Below are 23,623 nucleotides of genomic sequence, written 5' to 3' on the forward strand. Positions count from 1 at the left end.
CAATGCTTCAAAAATGGTTGTTCAAACAAGTAGATAGTAGCGCGTTAATTGTTTTTCGCGTTTGTTTTGGTTTACTCATCACGATTGAAGCCTGGGGCGCAATTTTCACCGGCTGGATTAGAAGAACCTTAATTGAACCTACGTTTACCTTCAATTTTATCGGGCTCGATTTTTTACAACCGCTTCCCGGTAACGGAATGTATTATTATTACGCCGTAATGGGTCTATTTGGCGTTTTTGTTACCCTCGGCTATAAATACAGATTTAGCATGGCAAGTTACACGCTCATGTGGTCTTGTGTGTATTTTATGCAAAAATCGAGTTATAATAACCATTATTATTTATTGATTCTCATTTGCATTTTTATGCTAATTGTTCCTGCGCATCGCTATTTTTCAGTTGATGTAAAGCAAAAACCGGCATTAAAAAAATTCTCGATGCCTAATTGGGTTAACATTTTCATCATCCTACAATTGTGGATCGTTTATACGTATGCCTCGGTAGCGAAACTTTATCCCGATTGGCTCGATGGAACGGTACCGGCTTTATTAATGAAAAGCAAACAGGATTATTGGCTTATTGGCGATTTTTTACAGAACGATTGGGTTCCCGGCGTAATTACGTATTTCGGGTTAATTTTCGATTTAATTGTGGTTCCTTGTTTATTGTGGAAACCAACGCGAAAACCCATTTTTATCGCTGCAATTTTCTTTCATCTTTTTAATAGCATTGTTTTTCAAATAGGAATTTTCCCTTATTTATCACTAGCATTTTGTTTGTTTTTCTTTCCGGCGAAAAGTATTCAGCAACGTTTTTTACCGAAAAAGAAATTTTACGAACTTGAAGAAGTTACAGTTCCGAACTACAAACCTGCTTTAGTAAGTTTTTTTGTCATTTGGTTTTTACTTCAACTTTGCCTTCCACTTCGCCATTGGTTTATTCCTGATAACGTTTTATGGACAGAAGAAGGTCACCGATTAAGTTGGCGAATGATGTTGCGTTCCAAAAGTGGACACAGCACATTCACGATCGTAGATAATAACACTGGAAAAAAGATAATTGTTCCTAAACGGAATTATTTATCGAAAAAACAAATGGGCATCGTTTCTACAAAACCAGATGTAATTTGGCAATTTTGCCAACGGCTCAAAAAAGAATACGAAGAAAAAGGAGAAGATATTTCAATTTATGTAAATGCAAAAGTTCGGGTAAATAATAGACCATCTCAACCCTTAATTGACCCGAATGTTGATATGGCAAAAGCCGAATGGAATTATTTTTCCCATAACGACTGGATTTTACCTTCTAATTTAGAAAAATCTAAAAAATAAACTTCTATTTAATTAACTTCACTATAGTTGGATAAAGATTTTTAGACATCTTTTTTCTGCTTATTATAGCAAAAAGCACAGATAATATAATATTTATTAAAACCAGAAACATTGCTGAATAAATCAATATAGTGAAACCGGAAATATGCATAATTTTTAAAAAAGCATAACCTATAAATAAGCAATAAGTAACGATGCACCAAAATATTTGAAAGTTAAGCAGATTTGCTCCCGCTTCTTTTAATCCGATAATTTTATCCTTTTTATTTACCCATAAAATTAACGGGATAAGAATATTTCCTAAAGGAATAACTAAAAAAGAAAGCACGGAAAGGTGAAGAACAACTAAAAAAGTTTGATCTGTTTTTTTACCATATTCAACAATATCTTCAACATTTACTTTCAAGGCATCACAAATTAAATTTAAAGTTTTTCCTCTCGGCTCGCTTTCATTATTTTCAATTCGCTGAATCGTTCTTAAATTCACTTTCGCTTCTTCAGCCAGTAATTCTTGAGACAATCCTTTTTGCGTTCTAATCTGTTTAATTTTTTCACCTATTTTTTCCATACTATTTTATTTTTTTGAAGACACAAAACTAGCACAACCCGTAACTTTATCTAACGGTTTTAGTGTGACATTTTTATGACATTCGTGTCAAAATCAATAAAAATCAAAGCTTTTAAAAAGTATGAATTAATTTTAAGTAGATAAAAGAAGATATAAATTATGAAGTGTAGATTCCTAAAGTTGTCGATTTTTTTTACCTGAAACAAATAGAGATTAATTAACTTTGAAGTTTATATTTTCTGAAAAAAGTAATTTTACCTCAAAACTAAAAACCGATGTTGCAAGTCGCTCAAATTAGAGAACACAAAGAAAGCTTTATTGCTGCTTTGAAAAAGCGAAACTTTCAAGCTGAAGAACTTTTTGAACAAGTGCTTCAACTCGACGAAACCCGTCGCGCTACGCAAACCGAATTAGATAACACCTTAGCAGAATCTAATAAACTTTCCAAAGAAATCGGGATGCTTTTTAAATCTGGCGAGCACGAAAAAGCCAACAAAGTAAAAGCGCAAACCGGAAGTTTAAAAGAAAACTCTAAAAAATTATCAGAAGAACTTCAGCAGGCGGAAAAAAAAATAAATCAAATCCTTTACACAATTCCTAACGTTCCACACGAATCGGTTCCGGCAGGAGTTTCAGAAGATGATAACGAAGAAATTTTTAAGGAAGGTGATATTCCCGTTTTAGCTGAAGGAAGTTTACCGCATTGGGAATTAGCCAAAAAATATGACCTCATTAATTTTGATCTGGGAAATAAAATCACCGGAGCAGGATTTCCGGTTTATAAAGGAAAAGGAGCACGATTACAACGCGCGTTAATTACCTATTTTCTCGATAAAAATATTGAAGCCGGTTATACCGAATATCAAGTTCCGCTAGTAGTAAACGAAGCTTCAGGTTTTGGCACCGGGCAATTACCCGATAAAGAAGGACAAATGTATCATATTCAAAATGATGATTTGTATTTAATTCCGACCTCAGAAGTTCCGCTTACCAATATGTTTCGCGACGATTTGTTAACCGAAAAAGATCTACCGATTCGTTGTACCGCTTTTACGCCTTGTTTTAGAAGAGAAGCCGGCTCTTATGGCGCGCACGTTCGTGGGTTAAATCGTTTACATCAATTTGATAAAGTTGAATTGGTAAATCTCGTAAAACCGGAAGATTCTTACCAAACCTTAGATAATATGGTAGAACACGTAAAAAATATTTTACGTGAATTAAAATTACCGTATCGTGTTTTACGATTATGCGGCGGCGATTTAGGCTTCACTTCTGCCCTAACCTACGATTTTGAAGTTTTTTCTACCGCGCAAGATCGTTGGCTGGAAATTTCTTCAGTCTCAAATTTTGAAACTTTTCAGGCGAATCGTTTAAAAGTTCGCTATAAAAATAAAGAAGGCAAAAAAGAATTAGTGCATACGTTAAATGGAAGTTCATTGGCCTTACCACGCGTACTTGCCGGAATTTTAGAAAATTATCAAACTGAAGAAGGAATCAAAATTCCGGAAGTTTTAATTCCCTATACCGGTTTTGATATCATTGATTAATTCTTGAAAAATATACTATTTCAAAACGCATTTTGTTATCTTAGCAAGATGCGTTTTTTTATAACTTTATTTTTCATTTTTGTAAGTCTTAGTGCCTTTTCGCAATCGCATGAATTGGCGCAAAATTATTTTGACCAAGGCGAATACGAAAAAGCCAAAACGATTTACAAAAAACTTTACCAAGAAAACCCACGTAATCTTCAAGTGGTTTACGGTCTAATTTCTTCAATGCAAGAATTAGAAGAATATGATGAAGTAGAACAAATGCTACTGAAAAATGAAAAACAAATTTCAATTTATCCAAATTTATGGGTAGAATTGGGTTATAATTATCAACTTCAACAAGAACCGGAAAAAGCACAAGAATATTATCAAAAAGCGATCGATAAAATTAAAGAACAACCCAATTATGCGTACGCTATTGGGAATGCTTTTCAGAAATATAGCTTACTAGATGAAGCGGTAGAAGCCTATGAAATTTCATTAAGCGCTCGTGCAAACCCTAGTCTTACCGTTCAATTGGCTAGAATTTATGGCGAACAGGGTCATATTGAAAAAATGTTTAATAGCTATATTGAACTAATTGAGCAAAAACCGGAGTATCGTTACGCGGTTAATCGTAATTTTTCTGCTTATATAACTGAAGACTCAGAAAATAATGCCAATCAAATTCTAAGAAAATTACTGCTGAAAAAAATTCAGCAAAACCCAGATATTCTTTACAATGAGCTGTTAAGTTGGCTTTTTACCCAGCAAAATGATTTTAAAAAAGCTTTTATTCAAGAAAAAGCAATTTATCAACGTTCGCCTGAAAAACGCCTACAGCAAATTATCGATCTCGGTTTAATTGCCGCGGAAGAAAATGAAACCGAAGATGCGCAAGAAATTTTAACGTATGTTATTGAAAACGCTACGCTTCAACGCGATATTATTAATGCGCATCAATACCTTATGCAAATAAAAATAGATCATTTTAACGGCGAAAAATCGCAAGCCATAAAAGATGATTTTCAGCAAATTTTCGAAAAATTAGGGAAAGAAAAAGAAACACTGCAACTTCAAATTCAGTATGCTAAATTTTTAGCCTTTCACACAAACGAAAAAGAGACGGCTAAGGAACAATTAAACAATTTACTGAATAAAAACCTGAATCGTTTTCAAGAAGCCAGCGTGAAAATGGTATTGGCAGATATTTTGGTGTTAGAGGAGAAATTTAATCAAGCTTTAATTTATTACAGTCAAGTACAAAAACTAGTTGAAAATACCGAAATTGCCCAAGAAGCGCGTTTTAAAGTTGCCAAAACAAGTTATTATAAAGGCGATTTCGATTGGTCGCAAACACAGCTTAAAATTTTAAAAACTTCTACTTCTCAACTTATTGCAAACGATGCAATGCAATTGAATTTATTAATTTCAGACAACTCGCAAGAAGATTCTACACAAACTGCTTTAAAACTTTTTGCCAAAGCCGATTTATATAAATTTCAACAAAAAGACACTAAATCATTAGCGGTTTTAGACACTATTTTAGCGAAACATAAAGGCGAAAAAATTGAAGATGAAGCCCTTTTTAGAAAAGCGCAACTCTTACAAGAACAAGAAAATTTCCAACAAGCGGAAAAAATTTACTTAACGATTATTGAATTTTACGGGGAAGATATTTTAGCCGATGATGCGCATTATTTTTTAGCTGAACTTTATCAAAATTATTTAAATCAACCCGAAGAAGCTAAAAAGCAGTATGAGCAAATTATCTTTAATTTTGCCGATAGTATTTATTTTGTGGAAGCTAGAAAAAAATACCGAAGTTTGCGCGGCGACGCTATTGAATAAAATTAATCGCAACATCTAAATTAGCTTCCCAAAAATAAATTTTCAAAAAAGAAACGTATGTACATTTATAATGTCACGATAAATATTACTGAAGAAGCACACGACGAGTGGTTAAACTGGATGAAAACAGAACACATTCCCGATATGCTCGCTACTAAAAAATTTACAAAAGCCTTAATGACGCGCGTTTTAGTTCAAGAGCAAATGGGCGGAATTACGTATTCTGTACAATATACTACCGAAAGTAAAAAAATGCTGGAACGTTATTATGAAGAAGACGCAGATATGTTACGACAAAAATCTGCACGTTTTAAAGATAAGTTTGTCGCTTTTAGAACCGAATTGGAGATTGTAAGCGAACATGAGTAAAAACTACAAGAAAAAATCAACTAAGTTTTCAGCGAAAAATGAAAAGTTAGCATCACAAGTACAAGCTAAAAAACATTTAGGGCAACATTTTTTAAAAGATGAAAACATCGCCCAAAAAATTGGCGAAACACTCACGCTAAACGGCTATAATCAAGTTTTAGAAATCGGTCCCGGAACCGGCGTCTTAACTAAATATCTTTTACAAAAAGCGTTAAAGGTTTTCGCGATGGATTTAGACACTGAATCTATTGAATATTTAAACACAAATTTTGAACTCGATCATCCAGAAATTAAAGCCAATAAAGGATTTCAAGTTTTAGAAGCCGATTTTTTAAAATTCGATTTAAGCCAACTTTTCGGTGAAGAACAATTCGCCATTACAGGGAATTTTCCGTACAATATTTCTACACAAATCGTTTTTAAAACCTTAGAAAATCGTCAACAAATTCCTGAATTTACAGGAATGTTTCAAAAAGAAGTCGCCAAACGTATTTGTGAAAAACCCGGTAGTAAAACCTACGGAATTCTTTCGGTATTAACGCAAGCTTTTTACGAAGCCGAATATTTATTTACCGTTCCGCCAAGCGTTTTTAATCCGCCGCCAAAAGTAGATAGCGGTGTACTTCGGCTAATGAGAAAAGAAAATTTTTCGTTAGAATGTGACGAGAAACTATTTTTCAGAGTGGTAAAAACCGCTTTTCAACAACGACGAAAAACGTTAAGAAACAGTTTAAAAACCTTCAACCTTAGTGCAGAATTAAAAGAAGATAGTATCTTTGGGCAGCGACCTGAACAATTATCGGTTGCCGAATTTACCCAACTTACCCAAAAGATAGCGAACGATGCAATTTCAGATTAGTAGGGAATTTATCGAAGAAATAGAGCAACTTGTTGAAGAAAAAAACAACAAGCAACTCCTTTTACATTTAGAAGACCTTCACCACGCCGATATTGCTGAAATTCTCGATGAACTTTCGCTAGACGATGCGACCTACGTTATTAAACTTCTCGGAAGCGATAAAACCGCCGAAGTTCTTATGGAACTCGACGAAGACGATCGGGAAAAAGTTTTAAATAATCTTACGGCAAAAGAAATCGCGGAAGAAATCGAAGAGATGGATACCGATGATGCCGCCGATATTGTCGCTGAACTTTCCCCAGAAATTAAAGAACGGGTAATTTCGCATATCGAAGACGAAGAGCACGCCGATAATATTGTAGAATTATTGCGTTACGATGAAGATTCTGCGGGTGGTTTAATGGCGAAAGAGCTCGTAAAAGTTAACGAAAATTGGAGTGTTACCGGTTGTATGAGCGAAATGCGTGAACAAGCCGAAAATGTGCGTCGCGTGCATTCCATTTATGTGGTTGATAATAAAAATAGATTAAAAGGAAGACTCTCTTTAAAAGATTTACTTACCGCGCCAAGTTCAGCGCAAATTAGTGATATTTATATCGATAAAGTAGATTATGTAAATGTGCATACCGAAGGCGAAGAAGTCGCCAGAATTATGCAAAAATACGACCTCGAAGCGATTCCCGTAGTTAATGAAATGGGCAAACTTGTCGGCAGAATTACAATTGATGATATTGTAGATTTTATTCGCGAAGAAGCCGAAAAAGATTACCAAATGGCCGCCGGTATTTCTGAAGGCGTAGAAGCAGACGATAGCGTTTGGCAACTTACGCGCGCTCGTTTACCGTGGCTAATTTTAGCTTTGCTTGGTGGTTTTATAAGTGTAAGTGTGTTAGAAACCTTCGATTCTGCAATGCAAAAACACGCGGCTTTATTTTTCTTTGTTCCGCTAATCGCGGCGATGGCAGGAAATGTGGGCGTACAATCTTCAGCAATTGTATTGCAAGGTTTAGCCAATAAAAGTCTAAAAGGTTCACTCTTAAACCGTTTAATAAAAGAAGTTTTACTAAGTCTTTTTAACGGTTTTGTGCTTTCGGTTTTGCTTATTGCCGGCGGAATGCTTCTCCTCGACCTCGATTTCGATTTTGGGTTAACCGTTGGTATTTCACTAATTTCAGTAATCATTACTGCTTCACTTATTGGTACCTTCGTCCCAATTATTTTAGATAAACAAGGCATCGATCCCGCGATGGCAACCGGACCGTTTATTACCACAAGTAACGATATTTGCGGAATCCTTATTTATTTTTCTATCGCTAAACTTATTTTAGGATTTTAAATTTTGGGCGTGCCTAACGGCCGCGCTATCCGCTATATCTTTTTTACGTTTTCAAAACATAAAAAAGGATGCCGCTATTATCGCTCACGCAAAACGCATTCGGTAATTTTCATTTCAAGTAAACTACCTCGGGGCAAGCCCGCAAGGCATTGGTTAGAAGCAAATTTTCAGTTTCGAGGCACGCCTAGGAGTATTAAACCTTTTGGCGGTGCCAATAAATTGAGAATATAAGTATCTTTGAAGCTAAAGTGCGTTTATGAAACCTATTTCATTTCAATACACCATTACGATTCCCGAATCGGCAATTGACCAATTAAATCACGTGAATAATGTGACTTACGTGCAATGGATTCAAGATGTAGCGGAAAAACACTGGAAAACCAAAACTTCAGAAGAAATTAGAAACAAAGTCGGTTGGGTTGTTTTAGATCATTTTATTGAATATAAACGCCCTTCTTTTAAAGGCGAAAAATTGATTCTAAAAACGTGGATCGAAAACTATGGAAATATTAAAAGTCAACGTTGCACAGAAATATTCCGCGAAAGCGATAATAAAATGGTGGTAAAAGCAAAAACTACTTGGTGTTTAATCGACTTAAAAACGCAAAAACCTACTCGAATAACGCCTGAAATTACACAACCTTATTTTGAATAATTATGAAAATTCTTCACCTCGACAGCAATCATCCGTTATTAATTCAGCAATTAACCGAACTCGGGTTCGAAAATCATGAAGATTATACTTCTTCCAAAGAAACTATTGAAGAAAAAATTGCGAATTATGACGGTGTAATTATTAGAAGCCGATTCACGCTGGATAAAGAATTTTTAGAAGCTGCAAAAAATTTAAAATTCATCGGTCGCTTAGGTGCCGGACTTGAAAATATCGATACTGATTTTGCTGAAAAACAAGGAATAAAATTATTTTCTGCGCCCGAAGGAAATAGAAATGCAGTTGGCGAACACGCGCTAGCCATGCTATTAGGTTTGCTAAATAAATTACGAAAAGCCGACCAAGAAGTGCGAAATGGAATTTGGAAACGCGAAGAAAATCGCGGTTATGAACTAGATGGAAAAACTATAGGAATTATTGGTTACGGAAATATGGGAAAAGCTTTTGCCAAAAAATTACGCGGTTTTGACTGCGAAGTTTTGAGTTATGATATTCAAGAAAATGTAGCAAATGAAGATGCAAAACAAGTTTCGTTAGATGAATTTCAGCAAAAAGTAGACATTGTTAGTTTACATACCCCATTGACCGAGAAAACCAAAAATATGGTTAATTCAACTTTTATAAATTCTTTTAAAAAATCGTTTTGGTTTATCAATACAGGAAGAGGAAAAAGTGTAGTTACCAATGATTTAGTTGAAGCTTTAAAAAGTGGAAAAATTTTAGGCGCCGGACTCGATGTGTTGGAATATGAGAAAACATCGTTCGAAAATTTATTCACTTCTAAAAAAGAAATGCCGGAAGCTTTTCAGTATTTAATTGAAGCTGAAAATGTATTGCTTTCCCCACATATTGCAGGCTGGACTATAGAAAGCAAAGAAAAACTCGCGCAAACCATTGTCGATAAAATTAAAGTGAAATTTGTAAATACATAAGATTTTATGAAAAAAAGAGTAACCGGTTTGGGCGGTTTTTTCTTTAAAAGTAAAAACCCGAAAGCCGTAAAAGAATGGTACGATAAACATTTAGGTTTAGGAACCGATGAATACGGAAAAACCTTTTGGTGGAAAGATGAAAATGGAAAAAATTGCTCCACACAATGGAGTCCGTTTAGCGAAGATACCGACTATTTTAAGCCTTCAGACAAGAAATTTATGATGAATTTTCGTGTAGAAAATTTAGCAGAATTACTGAACATTTTAAAAGAAGAAGGTGTAGAGATTGTTGGGGAAATGCAAGAATTTGAATACGGAAAATTTGGTTGGATTTTAGATCCTGAAGGAAATAAAATTGAACTTTGGGAACCGAAAGACGAGGCTTTTCAGTAACAAAAAAACCTCGCTAAATTGCGAGGTTTTTAATTTTTTATTCAAAACAGGAATTTATTTTACTTCAGATAAGGCAATTTCAATAGCTTTATCGCCCGATAAAATTTCAAAATCTTTATTCTGAAGCATATTTGGCGGCAAACAATCTACAAGAACTTGCGCCACATCTTTTCGTGAAATTTCTCCGTATTCATTTAAGCGCGTTTTAGCTTTTATCCGGTTAGTCTTTTCTCCATTGGTTAATCTTCCGGGTTTCACAATACTATAATCTAAAAAGCTTGCTTTTAAATGATCGTCGGCTGTTTTTTTAGAACGTAGGTATTGTTCCAAATCTGGATTTTCGCTTGGCTTGTCAGTTCCCATAGCGCTTAGCATGACGAATTTTCGAACGCCAGCTGCTTTACTTCTATCAATTAAATTAATAGCACCTTTTTCATCAACATCTATAGTTTTTTGGTCGCTTGTATTCCCTCCGGAACCTGCTGCGAAAATCACTCGATCGATCCCTTTAACCGCTTCGGTTAAATCTCCTTCTAAATCGGCTAAAACGGTTTTTACATCTTTATTTTCAAAAAGTGCTTGTTGCTCTTCTTTTCTAACCATCGCGACGGGCTCAAAACTTTGATGATTTTGCAAAATTTCTATTACTTCTCTTCCTGTTGTTCCGTTTGCTCCGGCTACTAATATTTTTTCCATGATTAACTTTTTCTTTAAAGTTAAGGAATGAAGCTTGGAACTTTTCTCAAAAAATCCTTAAATAACAAAGGATTAACAGGTTAATAATTAGAAGAAAACAAAAAAACCAGCCTTAAAAAAGACTGGTTTTATAATTTTTGCTCCTCAGGTTGGGCTATAAAAAACCCATTTAAAAAGCTATAATTGAATATTTTACTCAGGATTTTCATCACAAAATGCAATTTGTATCTCTTATTTGGTTAAATAAATAGTTTAATACAGTACTAATTTAATGATTTTTGTTTTAAAATAGTATTGTAAATACAAGTTTGAACTTTCTCCTTTCCATTTTTTTTCAAATACTTCTTCTGTAATTTTATTCAGTATTCCGTCTGTTTTAAAGTGAAAGTTTAATTTTTGAACCAAATTATGGAATCCTAGAACAAAATTTATGTCCATAATTATTTCTACTCGGAATAATATATCTAGGTTAAAAAATAGATATATTGAATTTACATTTATATCTAATAGTTTTGAGTAATTGCTTTTTATGTACTTATATTTATCAAAATATTTTGCGAATTTTATAGGTTCTAAATCAAACTCCCAATTTTCATATTGCATTCCTATTTTAAAAGGAATAAAATCTATTTCCATAATTATTGGGTATAAAAAAACCACCTAAATTATAGGTGGTTAATATTTAAATTTTAGGTTTATTATTCTTCAGGATACATATTTGTAAACTTATATTTAGTTCCATTGTCATCTACTGTTAAAGTATTTCCTTTAATTGTTCCTATTACATCACAACTTGAAAAAACAAAACCACTATTATTACACTGACCATAAAAACTCATAGTTACAGTTGGTTTTTCATATGTAAACTCCCCTTCTATATCTTCATTGTAAAACTCACCTGAATTAGGGTCATAATAAGGATGACTAATTCTTACATTATTAGCTATATCAAAATATATATAATAACCTCTATTTTCTTCTTCGTACTCCCATTCAGTTTGGTTTATTTCATCCAGGGTTTCAACATTTGAGCTATTATCATCACTAGAACAAGAAATTGTAAACACAGTAAATGTAACTAGTAGTAAACAAGTAATTCTTTTCATAATTTAAATTTTAAAAATTTACTGTTAATCCAATTCCATCTTTAGTGGCACCTAATTGAAATGTCACCTCTTCTAGACTACTGTTATAAGTTTCAACTGATTTGTTAATTAAAGACTTACCTCCAATTATTAATAGAAGTCCCCCTAGCAAGCCTAACCCCCCTCCAACATATTCTTCAGTTTCTACGTCCTCTCCACTGCCAATAGTTATCCCGAGATATACTGTAGATGCAGTTCCTACTATTATACCAGTAGTATTATAAAACTTACCTCTTTTAAATTCTTTATAAGCCTTTTCATTTGTGGATAACACATTTTTAAATTCCCTTTTAGGAACTTCTTTATTTCCTATAAAATAGCCAGAACTAATATCTAACTCTTCCCTTCCTAGTTTTTCTTGAGAATAACAAAAAGTTGCTACTAAGAACAATAGCATAGTTAAACATATTTTTTTCATAATTTAAGTTTTATAAGATTAGTATTTAATAATTTTCATATTCTTCTGAATAGTAATATTCAGTGAATATTTCTTTGAATTTTAAAAGGTATTGCAACTCATTTTCTGCCAAACCAACTTGTTTCAACTCATAAGGCTCTTGCTGGATTTTTATTTTAATAATTGAGCTAAAATGAAGTAATTCCACACCTAACTTTTCATTGTTTTTAACCCACTCAAATACTGCATTTTTGTTATGCTTAATTTTATTATATTGTTCTAAAGCCTCTATATACTCTTGTTCTCTCTGGATTAATTTATGTATCTTTTGTACTTCATAATAAGTTTCCATAAAAATGCATTCTGTATTTCTAGTAGGGCATACACAAGGAAAAATATGAATTGAGTTATCTTCTTGCCATCTAGTCCATTTATAACATTTGGATATTAAAATGGACTTCTCAAATTTCTTATTATGAAACTCAATCCACTTACTTAAATTTTTTATTTCTATTATTTTCCCCATCCCTCTTTATCTCCAATATATAATAATGCAAATAAGCCAAAGAATCCTATTACAATAAAAGGTAATTCTCCTAATCTGTAGATGAAAATTAAAAAGGCTACCCCAAATACTACATATAAAAATGTATAAAATGATTTGTCCCGAGTTGAGTTTGAGTTTTCATTAGTTTTCTTATGAGATTTGGATAATGTAGTAGGATTAAAAGTGTTATCATATACTTGAGCAGAGTTTTTAGTATCTCTACCTATAGCACTCCAAGCAAACTTATATGCTTCGAACATCTTATCTGCATTCTCATAAGAAGTTTTTTCAATTTTATCATTTACAAAATCTTGAAATGTAGCTGTTCTACCCAATTCATTATCAAGCTTACTTGCTATCCTATTATGAACATCTTTAATTTGTTCTAACTTATCTTCAGGTATTTGATCTGCATTAAATTGTCTAGGAGAAAATACATACTCTTTCATAATAAAAATATTGCCATATATGGCATTAAACAAAACAAATATAACCCATTTCTTGACTTGTCAAAAATGTCAAGTATGGAAAAGTCAGAACTACTGCGAATTACAGGTAAAAGAATTCAACAGTTAAGAGAACAGAAAGGACTTACACAAGTAGACTTGGCAGGAAAAATTGAGGGAGAATTTGATACTACCAATGTTTCTAGAATAGAATCAGGAAGAACAAACCCTACCCTCTACACTCTTTATAGAATAGCTGAAGCTTTAGAAGTGGAGTTAAAAGAAATTTTTTAGGTTTTGAATTTAGGAAATAGCCTTGTATTACATACTGGACATACTTTCAAACCCAAGTCATCCAATATGATATTATCTTTCACAGATTTATTACCATAATGAAACCATCTAAAATATTCAAAAAAAAGCTCTATAATTTCATACCTTCTATCTATGTTATAGCCTATTCCATTTGGCTTTTTTATAATTTCACTTAATTTTTTATTATATCTTATTGAATGAAAATTTTGCTCAATAAATGTGTACTCAATTCTCTCACTTGTTAAAAAATTAGACCCTTCAAACTTTTCTTTATCAATAAATTTTAAATCATATTTGCTAGCAAAGCTATTATTATATATTTCAATTGCTTGTAAAGGATTATGAGGATCAGAAAATTTACTATGGTTTTCAAACCATTCAATATAAGCTTTAGTTAACTCAAAATCATTTATTTTTTGAATTTCAGTAGGTATAATGTATTCATCTATACTTCTTGGCATTTTTTTACAGTCAATGAAATAATGGTAATATTGCCCATCATAACCTTTTTGAATTCTATTGTATGCATCAGGCTTATGCTTATAAGGGTATAAAAATCCTGGCTTATAAATATTGAAGTAAAACATCAAATCATCATAGGAAATATTATAATTTTCAAACAAATTTTCAAAAGTAGATTCTTGTTTAAGAATATTATTTCTTACTCCCCATATCATTCCTGCGTGTATGGAGCCAGTCATTTTTTTTAGTGTAGATTTTCTAACTATGGCTTTTGGCATATATCAAATATATAAAAAAAAGCTATTAGTTAGATGTACTCTTCTAAGCCCCATTTTTCATTAAAAAAAACTTACTAAGGACTACTAGTTCAAGAAAAGTTATAAAAATAACTTATTAATTAAAAAAATGGCTATAGTACTATATCTGTATTTTTTTCAGAATAGCAAATAACCATCATTATAATATAATTTCATACATATTTACACATACATAGCTTAGAAAAATAAAAGGTTTAAAATTATTATAAATCTCCTTCATCTACTAAGCTATAGTAACCTTCTTTCGAAATGATTAAATGATCTAGAAGGCTAATTTCAACTGTTTTAGCTGCCTTTTTTAATCTATGGGTTAACTTAATATCAGTTTCACTTGGTTTTAAATTTCCACTGGGGTGATTATGTACAATAATCATATTAGAGGCTACAGCTTTTAAAGCTACACTAAGAATTAATTTAATATCTACAATAGACGCTGATACTCCTCCTTTAGATAAGCTATAAATTCCCACCAATCCATTTGCTCTATTTAATAATATTATTTTGACTTCTTCTTGAAGCTCTATAGTATCCTCATTCCAGTTTTTTAGAGCTAGATTATATGCACTTCTACTACTAGATACTTTTATAGTTCCACTGTGCTCATTTACATAGGATACATTAATTTCTGAAATTTTCATAATTGCTATAAATTTAAAATGTCCAAAACTCGTATCTATATATAATAGCATTACGAGAGTTGGACATTTATTTTAAAGTTTGATCTTAAAGTTAAGCTTCTACTTCTACATAATGCCCATTAGTAGAAAATGCATTTGCATCAGCTTCTAATTTATCTGACTTAGCAGATTCTTGTTGAGTATTTGGATTCTCATCTACATAAACCCACCTGTGATGCAGAATTAGCTCTTCTCCTGTTTCTTTAACTATGTAAGTATATGGTTCTACTTCTTGTCTTTCAACTTTACCAGGCATTTCTGTGCCTATTAAAGCTTTACAAGTTTGCTCATCAAAAGTAGAAGGAAGTGTAGTTTTCTTTGAGGTTGCATAGTATTGTCCAGTTTCTTGGCTTTTTACCATTTCAATTCCTCCTGAAATTTCAAGAACATAAAATTCCTTTCCATCCTCAGATTGTCTTTTTAGATAGTTAATAATTCTTACCATTTTAATTAATTTTTGAGTTGAATGCTGTGCCTAGAAAAGCTCTAGAGCTAAAAACTTGCTATCACCTAAGTTTTTATATTCCTCTGAAAAAAAGTTTTTCATATATAAAAGGCACGGGGGAGTTTCCCACCAGAAATAAGTGGGGGTACTTTGTGTAGGGTGGATTGAGTAAGAGAAAAGGTTTGTCAAAAATTTTTTATAAAAAATTTATCTCTAGTTATATAAAAAACTTATTTTTATGACTTAATACTCCACAAATTAATAATTATAACTTGAATAGTTAAACTATTTAAGAACTAAATGAAGAATCACTTTAAAGAAATAAAATTTCCATCAACTTACAGATATAGTTCTGATTCGGACTCTATACCTATTGAATTTTATGAAAGTTCATTCCCTTTAGCTAAAAACATAGATTTATTATTAGGTTATTTTAGTACAAATGCTATCAAGGTATTATCTAAAAGTTTTGCAGAGTTTTTATATAATGGTGGTAGAATGAGGTTAATAACTAATCACATTTATAGTTTTTCTGATTACGAAAATTTAATTAATGATGTAAAGTTGGAAAATGAAGACAAAATCATTGATATTTTTTCTGATTTAGATAAAATAGAAAAAAATTTAAGCCCAGAAGGAATTCATTTTTTTGATTGTCTTAAATATCTACTTAAGCAAGGTAGATTAGAAATTATTCCAGTAAAATTTAATAAGATAAACTTAGCTCATTGTAAAAAAATGCTGCTTTATGATGGTAGAGACTATATATTAACTGAAGGGAGTATAAATTTCACCTTACCAGCTTTATTAAAAAATTCGGAAAGTTTTCAAGTAGAAACACCTTGGAATGGAAAAGTAAGTAAAAATAGAATTGAAGTAGAAAAAGAAAATTTTGAAAAAATATTTACTAAAACTCATTCTAGCTATGAATATTTAGACAAAGAGAATATTGAAGTGGTAATAAATTCAATTGGTAAAAATAAGGACATTTCAGATCTATTGGATGATTCATTAAGACTTGACAACTCTTCTTATAGCTTGAAAGTAAAAACAATATTAAGACAAAAGAAAGAAAGGTTTGAGGAAAAAATTGAAATGATACAAAATACTCCAAAGTTTCCTTATCCTGAAGGTCCTAGAGAATATCAAAAAGAGGCTTTTGAAGCTTGGAAAAGTAATAGTTACTCTGGTGTATTTGCTATGGCTACTGGTACAGGAAAAACAATTACCTCACTTAATTGCTTATTAAACATTTACCAAGAAGAAGCTTCATATAAAGCTATTATTTTAGTACCCTCTATTGCCTTACTCAATCAATGGGAAGAAGAAGTCAAATCTTTTAATTTCAATATTATTCTCAAAGTTGGAGGTGGCAACAAATGGGAGAAAGATTTTGCTAATTATTGTAGTAATTTTAATTGGGGACTAAAAGAGAATTTAATTATTATATCAACTTATGGTAGTTTTGTCTTAGATAGATTCCAGAGACAATTTTCTAAAATTCAAAGTGAATTTTTATTAATTGCTGATGAGGCTCATAATATGGGGGCAAATAATATCAAATCTAAACTAAGTCAAGTTTCAGTAGCTAAGAAAATAGGACTTTCTGCCACCCCAAAAAGAGTTTATGATCCAGAAGGAACTCTTGCTTTAGATAGTTTTTTCAAAGATTCTCCTCCATATACATATAGCTTTGGAATGGAAAAAGCTCTGGAATATGGTTATTTAACTGGTTACAAGTATTATCCAATGATAGTTGAACTAACTGAGAATGAGTTTCAAGAATATTCAGCCATATCAAAACAACTATTAAAGTATTTTGATTTTGAAAATGGTAAATTTAGAGATGATCCAATTGTTGAAATTCTACTTTTAAAAAGAAAAAATATAATTCATAAGGCTTTCAACAAATTATCTTTATTTAGTGAAATAGTAGGAAAATTAAAAAAAGAAAATAAATGCAAATATATTTTTGCCTATATTCCTGAAGGTAATTATGTAAATGATGAGGGTGATCAAACTAGAATCTTAAATGAATATTTGAAGAAAGTTAGTACTGATTTCCCTTCTACCAAAATGAATTCTTATACTTCCTTAGATAATAATCTAGATGAGATTTTAAGAGGTTTTGAAGAAGGAAAAATAGAGATTCTTATGGCTATGAAAATGCTTGATGAAGGTGTAGATGTACCTAGAGCAGAAATAGGAATTTTTGCTAGTAGTACAGGAAACCCCCGACAATTTATACAGAGAAGAGGTAGATTGTTAAGAAAACATACAAATAAAAGATATTCAACTATATACGATATGGTTGTAATACCTAAACTTAATGAGTATAATAACGAATTATTTTCTATTGAAAAAAGCTTAGTAAAAAATGAATTAACCAGAGTTGCATATTTCTCTAGTTTATCTCTAAATTTTTATGATTCTAAAGATGCACTGGAAGAAGTATGTAAAAAATATAATCTAGATTTAGATACCATTATACAAGACTTATAAATATGGAAAGAAATGACATTTTAAGAGAAATTCTCTCTGATCCAGAAATTATGGATAAATACAGTATTACTGACGAAAAACTAACAGAATTAACTACAAACCCTCCATACCATAGCAATATAGTTGAAGTGCTATCTACTATTATCAATGAAAATGATAATCATTTAAGTTCTTCAATGATATATAAAAAAATAAAGAAAACTCATAACATAGGTTAGTATGGCATCAATTATAAATAGTCTATCATTTAAAAATTTCTTTAACTATTATGGGGATTATGATCAAACTGAATATGAGTTTAAAGAAGGTGTTAATATTATAGTAGCAGACAATGGTGCTGGAAAGTCTAAATTTTTCAATGCATTTCTTTGGCTTTTTTATGATGATGTTCTAGACTCAGATGATAAAAAAAGAAAAGCAGTAAAAGATTTTGCTGTAAAAATTATTTCAGATAAAGCTAAAAATGAAACAGAAATAGGTGAAAATGTTGAAACAGGTATAAAAATAGAATATTCTACTGGTAGATATAAATTTCAAATAGTAAAATCATTTACTGCAACTCGGATTGGAGAAAAAATTTCAGATAATGAGAGTTGGCAAGTTGTAATGAATGACATTGAGATTGATAAAACAGACCATATTCTACCAAAATATAAGCCTGTATATGATGCAGATGAAAAACATAGAATAATCAATCAACTCATATTACCAACTCTTAGGCAATATTCTTTTTTCCAAGGAGAAGAAGTTGATAAAATGATAGATTTTACGAAAAAATCTAGTATTGAAGATGCGGTAAGAACTTTAACCAACATTAGTAAATATGAAGATATTGCTAAAATAGTTGAAGACATTGAAGCTAAAGCCTATAAAGATCTTAATAAACAAACTAAACAAAAAGAATCTCATAATGAGAGATTGGAAGATGCCTTAAAGAAAAGAGAGGAACTAAAGAATTCTATTAATCAGGAAAATGAGAAACTAGAAATTCAAAAAGAGTTATACACTAAAGCTCAGGAAGAATATGAGCTATTAGATGCTAAATACGCAAATGCTTCAAAAAGGAAAGAACTAGATGAAAAAATATCTATTAAGAATAAAACACTAAAATCAGCAAGTGATGAATATCAAAGATTTTTAGAAGGTATTAATAATAGGTTTTTTGATGGTAATTTTTCTTGGATCACTTTAGGATTTGAAAATGTAGTTGAAGATTTTAAAAATAAAATTAGCACTTTTCGGGCTGCCCGATATGAGAAAAGAACTCTATTACAGGTTGCTGAAAGTCCAAATGATTATTTTACAATACTTCCTTCCAATTCACCAGATGCTGTTACTCTTCAGCAAATGATTGACAAAGAACATTGTTATGTCTGTGGAACAGACGCGCCAAAAGGAAGTGAGCCCTATAATCATTTATTAAAGCTAAAAAATAGACCTAATGAGTCTAGTTCTAAAAAGCAATTTGTAAAGAATGATTTAGAAGACTTTTTTAGTAGACTTCAGTTAAATGCTTCACCTTTCTTAAATAAATTTGATTCTATTCCTCAAAGTGTTTTAAGGACTAAAGAAAGAGAATTAGAACTTAAAAAAAGATTGGATAAATTAAGTTCAGAAGTCAAGGCTTTAAAATCTCAAAGAAAAGACTTATTAGTGACTAGTAATCAAGATGAAGATTCTGATCCTAGAAATATAATAAATCAATACAAGGGCTCATCAAATAGAATGGCACAAGCTTCTACTAAAATAGAGAGATTAGAGAACACCCTTAAAGAATTAAAAGCCCAATTACTTGCTACAGAAAAAGAAATCACCAGTTTAAGACCTAAAGATATTCCTGAAGGTTACTCTGCAAACTATGAAATTGCACAGGATTTAGTAGAAGCTACTAACAAAGCTAAAGAAAGGGTGTTTGATAAAATGGTTAGTTTACTAGAAAATCACGCCAATGAGCATTTCCAGAATTTAATCAAATATAATGATATTAAAGGAGGTGTTTTAAACTTTGATAAATCTCCTTCTGGAGGTATTTCTTTAGATTATATAGATGAAGCAGGAAATGAAGTTTCTGGTGCTTCTGAGGGATTTCAAAGAATGAAAAAGTTTGCTGTAGTTATGGCTATTATTTCAGCTAATACTTCTAACTATAATTATCCATTACTTGCAGATGCCCCTTTATCTGCATTTGGTAAAGCATTTAATAAAGGGTTCTTTGAAGCTATACCTAATGTATTTCCGCAAAGTATCATATTGGTTAAAGATTTATATGACAAAGATTCTGAAAGTAAGTTAACTGACTTAGGAGCTAAATTAGTTAAAGATGAAAATATCCAAACTTTCTATCTAAATGAAGTAGATGGTGAATTAGCACAAATAGAAAGAACCACTAAAATTGAAAGAAGAAAATAATGAATAGTCAAGAATTTAGAAGCAATTTATTATTAAAGAGACCTAGATACGCGAAAAGTAGAATACCTGTCTTAGATGCGTTTTCTGAAAAAGGGAGTAAAACAGTAGATTATAGTAGGTTTGGACCTTATTATGAGATTTATATTTATGCAATGATGTTAGGTATAAAAAATAAAAAAAGGTTACCTCTACCACCTAGAGATCTTACAAAAGATTTTATTGAAATTGGAAAATGGAAAAGAGATTCTTCTTTAGTTGATTTTTTATTAATGGTCATTTTTACAAAAACTGATGAACTAGCTATAGATTGGAATGAATTAGAGGATCTAGAGGAGAGTGAACTTTCTAATGTTATTTCTAAAGTAGTTTCCCTTATTGAAGAATATTCCAATGGTGGCTTAGAATACTTAGAGGAGCTTTGGGAAAAAGGAGAGTTAGATAGCTCTCATTATATGTTTATTGATTTGTATAAAGATGTCAAAAAAAACTAAATATAAGTGTATTCATGAGCATAGTGCAGATTTAGCTATAATAATAAATCAATTAGGATATGAAGATTTACATAATTGGCTAATGATTGCTTCAGGAATTAAAAAGGTTGATTTTAGTTGGAATAGATTCGACAAAACTGATAGTAAAGAATGGTGTAGACCCGCATATGAATATGATGTAGCTAAAGGAAATATAAGCCAATTATATATCAACCAACTCACTGTATTTAACTATGTTTGGGGTGGCTTTGAAAATTTACTCACTAGAAGATATTCTAAAAATCAAATTAAAAAAAATGGAAAAATTAATCTTTGTATTAAAGAGCTGGCAAACTTAGATGAATTACCAATCAAAGATTATGATGTGTTTGAACAAAGATTTTCTTTTTTTTTCAATTATTGCTTGGAAAATGAGCTATTGGAATATAAAAAACAAGTTCCTAAAGATAAAATAAAGATAATTTATAATATTAGAAACAAATTTGCTCACGGAGACTTAGAGTTTCCCGAAGACATTGAATATAATTTTAACTTTAAAAATCCAGTCGGGCTAGTAAAGCTTATTAACTGTAGTACTAGGATTGTTCTTTTCCACATTCAAAGTTTAATATTAATTTCAGACAAAGGGAGTACGGTCTATTCGTTTCTAAATAATATGTTTACAAATATTGATCTGGATGATTACGGTGATGATTTATTCCCTGTTGAGTTTATACTTGAGAACTTGCATATGAAAGAAATTAATAAAAAGTCGCTTAAATAAGAGTTTTAATAAAGATTAATCTTGTTAAATATAGTGGTAAACTTCTTTCAATATTTTCTTTGCATAATTATTTGCATACTCCCATTCACTAGTTGGAATTCCTCTAGGGCAGGTCTTACTAGTGTCTGAAACTATTTGAAATCTATTTATCTCTGGCTCATACTTATCATAATAAGACTTAATTAAATCACTTTGAGATTTAGATAATTCTATGTGAACAGAGTGCTCTATAGCCTGAGTTAATGTTTTCCATCTCATTTCTGGAAAATCTAATCTTAAGTCAGTTAACTCTACTGATAAAAGATTGACTCTACTAAAATAATCAAGATTTGAATCTCCAAAAAGTTTTACTTTTTTAGTAAAGGTTCCAGATTTATAGAAATGCTGAATCCATCGCGAAAATGTGATTTTCTGAGTTTCTCCAATATAAAGTAATTCCCTCGAAAAAATAAAATATACGAAACAACCCTCTAAATCATAATTGTTAAATCCTTTAATCTTCATCATCAAATAAAGACCAATTATTATTAACCCAATTATCAATTTGATGAGAAGATGACCTAGAGAATTTGCTAAATACCTCGACAGCTACTTTTGCGTCTATATCTTGAAATTTTTGAATTGTTTGATTTTCACCAACTGCCAGAGCGTGGAATAATGCTTCTAAAGATTGTCTTTCAGGAGAACCTTTTTCAAGCTTACTTAACACCAAATCATAAAAAGGATGTAATCTATTTATTAGCACATAGGTGCCCTCTAATCTATCTGTTGCACTTTCCCATAAATTTCTGCCGTGATCCCAATATCTAACTCTTCTAAAAGCTTCCTTATCATCTTCATCTTCATATTTTGCATCATCCTCTAATTTCAGTTTATCGGAATTAAATTCCAATAGTTCTTTTCTATCTTGAACTTGCCTGAGATCTATACCTACTCCTTCTTCTTCTTCTTCCTCCAATACCGAATTCTTCACATTGAATTCTGATCCCTCTTTACCTGTATTTCTTGATGTTCTCAAAAGATCATCACACCTTTTAAATAAATCTTTAGACTGACCTCTTGAAATATTGACTAAAGTCATTAAAATTTTTTCAACTTCTTCTGAAATTGTCAAATGTTGCTTAGAAACATCAACATCAAATAAATCATCGTGCTCACTCTTAAATAAAATTTTAGCTCTAAAACCTAGTTCCCCACGTCCTAGAAATAGTTTTTCACCCCATTTTATTAATCTTCCATTCCTGTAAAAATAAAATCCAGCATTTTTTTGACCTATCTCGTATTTTTTTATGTCTTTTTGCTCTTTTTCATCAAAGCCAATAAAATTCTTCATGCTATCCTTTGGAAATATAGCAACTTGAATTTTTATGTTTTCTCCTTCGGGATTTAGTGGATTCTCAAATTCAGAATCTAAAGCTTTACAAGGTTTTTTACAGTCATAACTTTCTTTTTGAAAGGATTCGTAACACTCTTCCCAAAATAAAATATCTTTAGGAATAATATTCTTTTCCTTTTCAATACTTTCATTTTCCTCCTTTGACTTTACAATTTTCACCTTAAAATTTCTCCCATTTTTAGATAGGTACTCATTATAACTAACTCCTGCTTTTTCAGTAATATCTTTTATAATTTTATTAGCTGAAACTCTGGATGTATAAATTATATCACTTATTGTAACAATAGTTCCAGATTCGTACTCCACCAATTTCTCCTTAATCTTTTCACTTAAAGCAGTAGTTGAATATCCAAATTCATTTTTATCTCTGATTATATTTCTATCTAAGAAAAAAGTATCTGAAATAAAATTTCCTTGCTTACTAGCAACTTCCACCCTATTCCCCAAGGAAAAACCAGCTGATTTAAGCCCAAGTCCATATTTAGATAAGCTATTTTTAGAGTACTGAACATCAGAACCTAATTCAAGTGCTTTTTTAATAGCTTCCACATCCATACCTGTACCATCATCAATTATTCTAATTTTTTCAATATTTTGAATGTTATTTAAGGTTTTACCATCCTTAATATGAAGTTCTATTGTTATATTATCTGCATTAGCCATAACAGAATTATCAACTATATCAAGTATTGCAGAGCTAGGCTTATATCCTATCTTAGATATTGCTTCACAAATTCTATCCGCATTAATATTTAAAGGTTCGAAATTGCTCAT

Annotated in this window: 27 protein-coding genes; 15 read left to right on the forward strand and 12 right to left on the reverse strand. The window is 31.2% G+C overall.

Translation table 11 applies throughout. The annotated features are described in order from the left end of the window. Positions 1 to 2 precede the first annotated feature (2 nt). Positions 3 to 1,331, forward strand: a complete 1,329-nt coding sequence (locus tag ACFFGL_RS08360; protein WP_309726910.1) for an HTTM domain-containing protein — start codon at positions 3 to 5, stop codon at positions 1,329 to 1,331. A 4-nt stretch (positions 1,332 to 1,335) separates the two neighbouring features. Here the strand turns inward: ACFFGL_RS08360 and ACFFGL_RS08365 are convergent, their stop codons facing one another. Continuing rightward, positions 1,336 to 1,899 carry a helix-turn-helix domain-containing protein gene (locus ACFFGL_RS08365; protein ID WP_309726909.1) on the reverse strand — a complete coding sequence of 188 codons (564 nt, stop codon included), beginning with the start codon at positions 1,897 to 1,899 and terminating at the stop codon, positions 1,336 to 1,338. A gap of 275 nt (positions 1,900 to 2,174) precedes the next feature. Here ACFFGL_RS08365 and serS point away from each other — a divergent pair, with 275 nt between their 5' ends. The 8 genes from serS to ACFFGL_RS08405 all read left to right on the forward strand — a co-directional run bounded on the left by serS (position 2,175) and on the right by ACFFGL_RS08405 (position 9,841). After that, on the forward strand, positions 2,175 to 3,446 hold the full coding sequence (gene serS, locus ACFFGL_RS08370) for a serine--tRNA ligase (RefSeq protein WP_309726908.1): 1,272 nt from the start codon (positions 2,175 to 2,177) through the stop codon (positions 3,444 to 3,446). Positions 3,447 to 3,494: 48 nt separating this feature from the next. Beyond that, positions 3,495 to 5,279, forward strand: a complete 1,785-nt coding sequence (locus ACFFGL_RS08375; protein ID WP_309726907.1) for a tetratricopeptide repeat protein — start codon at positions 3,495 to 3,497, stop codon at positions 5,277 to 5,279. Positions 5,280 to 5,336: 57 nt separating this feature from the next. After that, positions 5,337 to 5,648, forward strand: a complete 312-nt coding sequence (locus ACFFGL_RS08380) for a DUF4286 family protein (protein WP_309726906.1) — start codon at positions 5,337 to 5,339, stop codon at positions 5,646 to 5,648. Further along, positions 5,641 to 6,507, forward strand: a complete 867-nt coding sequence (rsmA, locus tag ACFFGL_RS08385; RefSeq protein ID WP_309726905.1) for a 16S rRNA (adenine(1518)-N(6)/adenine(1519)-N(6))-dimethyltransferase RsmA — start codon at positions 5,641 to 5,643, stop codon at positions 6,505 to 6,507. Before ACFFGL_RS08380 ends, rsmA begins: the two co-directional genes overlap by 8 nt. Continuing rightward, positions 6,491 to 7,843, forward strand: a complete 1,353-nt coding sequence (gene mgtE / locus ACFFGL_RS08390; protein WP_309726904.1) for a magnesium transporter — start codon at positions 6,491 to 6,493, stop codon at positions 7,841 to 7,843. Before rsmA ends, mgtE begins: the two co-directional genes overlap by 17 nt. Before the next feature lie 256 nt (positions 7,844 to 8,099). Next, positions 8,100 to 8,498, forward strand: a complete 399-nt coding sequence (locus ACFFGL_RS08395; protein ID WP_309726903.1) for an acyl-CoA thioesterase — start codon at positions 8,100 to 8,102, stop codon at positions 8,496 to 8,498. Positions 8,499 to 8,500: 2 nt separating this feature from the next. Then, positions 8,501 to 9,448, forward strand: coding sequence for a 2-hydroxyacid dehydrogenase (locus ACFFGL_RS08400; RefSeq protein ID WP_309726902.1), 948 nt, complete (start codon positions 8,501 to 8,503; stop codon positions 9,446 to 9,448). A 6-nt stretch (positions 9,449 to 9,454) separates the two neighbouring features. Beyond that, positions 9,455 to 9,841, forward strand: a complete 387-nt coding sequence (locus ACFFGL_RS08405) for a VOC family protein (protein WP_309726901.1) — start codon at positions 9,455 to 9,457, stop codon at positions 9,839 to 9,841. 54 nt (positions 9,842 to 9,895) lie between these two features. Here the strand turns inward: ACFFGL_RS08405 and ACFFGL_RS08410 are convergent, their stop codons facing one another. The 6 genes from ACFFGL_RS08410 to ACFFGL_RS08435 all read right to left on the reverse strand — a co-directional run bounded on the left by ACFFGL_RS08410 (position 9,896) and on the right by ACFFGL_RS08435 (position 13,075). Continuing rightward, a complete protein-coding gene (locus ACFFGL_RS08410) occupies positions 9,896 to 10,537 on the reverse strand; it encodes an SDR family oxidoreductase (protein WP_309726900.1) in 642 nt (213 codons plus the stop codon). A 252-nt stretch (positions 10,538 to 10,789) separates the two neighbouring features. Then, positions 10,790 to 11,173 (reverse strand): hypothetical protein, encoded by a 384-nt coding sequence (locus ACFFGL_RS08415; protein WP_309726899.1) that lies wholly within the window; start codon positions 11,171 to 11,173, stop codon positions 10,790 to 10,792. A 62-nt stretch (positions 11,174 to 11,235) separates the two neighbouring features. Next, on the reverse strand, positions 11,236 to 11,643 hold the full coding sequence (locus ACFFGL_RS08420) for a hypothetical protein (protein WP_309726898.1): 408 nt from the start codon (positions 11,641 to 11,643) through the stop codon (positions 11,236 to 11,238). A 10-nt stretch (positions 11,644 to 11,653) separates the two neighbouring features. Beyond that, positions 11,654 to 12,100 (reverse strand): hypothetical protein, encoded by a 447-nt coding sequence (locus tag ACFFGL_RS08425; RefSeq protein ID WP_309726897.1) that lies wholly within the window; start codon positions 12,098 to 12,100, stop codon positions 11,654 to 11,656. Between the two features lie 25 nt (positions 12,101 to 12,125). Beyond that, on the reverse strand, positions 12,126 to 12,605 hold the full coding sequence (locus ACFFGL_RS08430; protein WP_378928279.1) for a hypothetical protein: 480 nt from the start codon (positions 12,603 to 12,605) through the stop codon (positions 12,126 to 12,128). Continuing rightward, complete coding sequence (locus tag ACFFGL_RS08435) at positions 12,593 to 13,075, reverse strand: hypothetical protein (protein WP_309726895.1); 483 nt, start codon at positions 13,073 to 13,075, stop codon at positions 12,593 to 12,595. Before ACFFGL_RS08435 ends, ACFFGL_RS08430 begins: the two co-directional genes overlap by 13 nt. Before the next feature lie 75 nt (positions 13,076 to 13,150). Between ACFFGL_RS08435 and ACFFGL_RS08440 the strand changes: the two genes are divergently transcribed. Beyond that, complete coding sequence (locus ACFFGL_RS08440; RefSeq protein WP_309726894.1) at positions 13,151 to 13,366, forward strand: helix-turn-helix domain-containing protein; 216 nt, start codon at positions 13,151 to 13,153, stop codon at positions 13,364 to 13,366. Here the strand turns inward: ACFFGL_RS08440 and ACFFGL_RS08445 are convergent. From ACFFGL_RS08445 to ACFFGL_RS08455, 3 genes are all read right to left on the reverse strand, one after another. Then, the gene (locus ACFFGL_RS08445; RefSeq protein WP_309726893.1) at positions 13,363 to 14,127 is read right to left on the reverse strand and encodes a hypothetical protein; all 765 of its coding nucleotides are present in this window, start codon (positions 14,125 to 14,127) and stop codon (positions 13,363 to 13,365) included. The genes ACFFGL_RS08440 and ACFFGL_RS08445 overlap by 4 nt on opposite strands. Before the next feature lie 242 nt (positions 14,128 to 14,369). Beyond that, the gene (locus ACFFGL_RS08450) at positions 14,370 to 14,804 is read right to left on the reverse strand and encodes a JAB domain-containing protein (protein WP_309726892.1); all 435 of its coding nucleotides are present in this window, start codon (positions 14,802 to 14,804) and stop codon (positions 14,370 to 14,372) included. 91 nt (positions 14,805 to 14,895) lie between these two features. Then, entirely contained in the window at positions 14,896 to 15,288 is a 393-nt protein-coding gene (locus ACFFGL_RS08455; protein ID WP_309726891.1) for a hypothetical protein, read from the reverse strand. Between the two features lie 300 nt (positions 15,289 to 15,588). Between ACFFGL_RS08455 and ACFFGL_RS08460 the strand changes: the two genes are divergently transcribed. Genes ACFFGL_RS08460 through ACFFGL_RS08480 form a run of 5 tightly spaced genes read left to right on the forward strand, consistent with a single transcriptional unit; the run spans position 15,589 to position 21,453 of the window. Beyond that, positions 15,589 to 17,790, forward strand: a complete 2,202-nt coding sequence (locus ACFFGL_RS08460) for a DEAD/DEAH box helicase family protein (RefSeq protein ID WP_309726890.1) — start codon at positions 15,589 to 15,591, stop codon at positions 17,788 to 17,790. Between the two features lie 2 nt (positions 17,791 to 17,792). Further along, positions 17,793 to 18,008: a hypothetical protein gene (locus ACFFGL_RS08465; protein WP_309726889.1), complete on the forward strand. Its 216-nt coding sequence runs from the start codon at positions 17,793 to 17,795 to the stop codon at positions 18,006 to 18,008. A 1-nt stretch (position 18,009) separates the two neighbouring features. Next, positions 18,010 to 20,199 (forward strand): ATP-binding protein, encoded by a 2,190-nt coding sequence (locus ACFFGL_RS08470; protein ID WP_309726888.1) that lies wholly within the window; start codon positions 18,010 to 18,012, stop codon positions 20,197 to 20,199. Further along, positions 20,199 to 20,690 carry a hypothetical protein gene (locus ACFFGL_RS08475; RefSeq protein ID WP_309726887.1) on the forward strand — a complete coding sequence of 164 codons (492 nt, stop codon included), beginning with the start codon at positions 20,199 to 20,201 and terminating at the stop codon, positions 20,688 to 20,690. The genes ACFFGL_RS08470 and ACFFGL_RS08475 overlap by 1 nt, the downstream gene beginning before the upstream one ends. Further along, positions 20,674 to 21,453 (forward strand): hypothetical protein, encoded by a 780-nt coding sequence (locus tag ACFFGL_RS08480; RefSeq protein WP_309726886.1) that lies wholly within the window; start codon positions 20,674 to 20,676, stop codon positions 21,451 to 21,453. The genes ACFFGL_RS08475 and ACFFGL_RS08480 overlap by 17 nt, the downstream gene beginning before the upstream one ends. 24 nt (positions 21,454 to 21,477) lie before the next feature. On the opposite strand, the gene ACFFGL_RS08485 is transcribed toward ACFFGL_RS08480, so the two are convergent. Both ACFFGL_RS08485 and ACFFGL_RS08490 read right to left on the reverse strand, forming a co-directional pair. Further along, positions 21,478 to 21,960, reverse strand: coding sequence for a hypothetical protein (locus ACFFGL_RS08485; RefSeq protein WP_309726885.1), 483 nt, complete (start codon positions 21,958 to 21,960; stop codon positions 21,478 to 21,480). After that, the gene (locus tag ACFFGL_RS08490; RefSeq protein ID WP_309726884.1) at positions 21,947 to 23,623 is read right to left on the reverse strand and encodes an ATP-binding protein; all 1,677 of its coding nucleotides are present in this window, start codon (positions 23,621 to 23,623) and stop codon (positions 21,947 to 21,949) included. Before ACFFGL_RS08490 ends, ACFFGL_RS08485 begins: the two co-directional genes overlap by 14 nt.

This window comes from Mesonia maritima, from assembly GCF_042433895.1.
GTDB lineage: Bacteria > Bacteroidota > Bacteroidia > Flavobacteriales > Flavobacteriaceae > Mesonia > Mesonia maritima.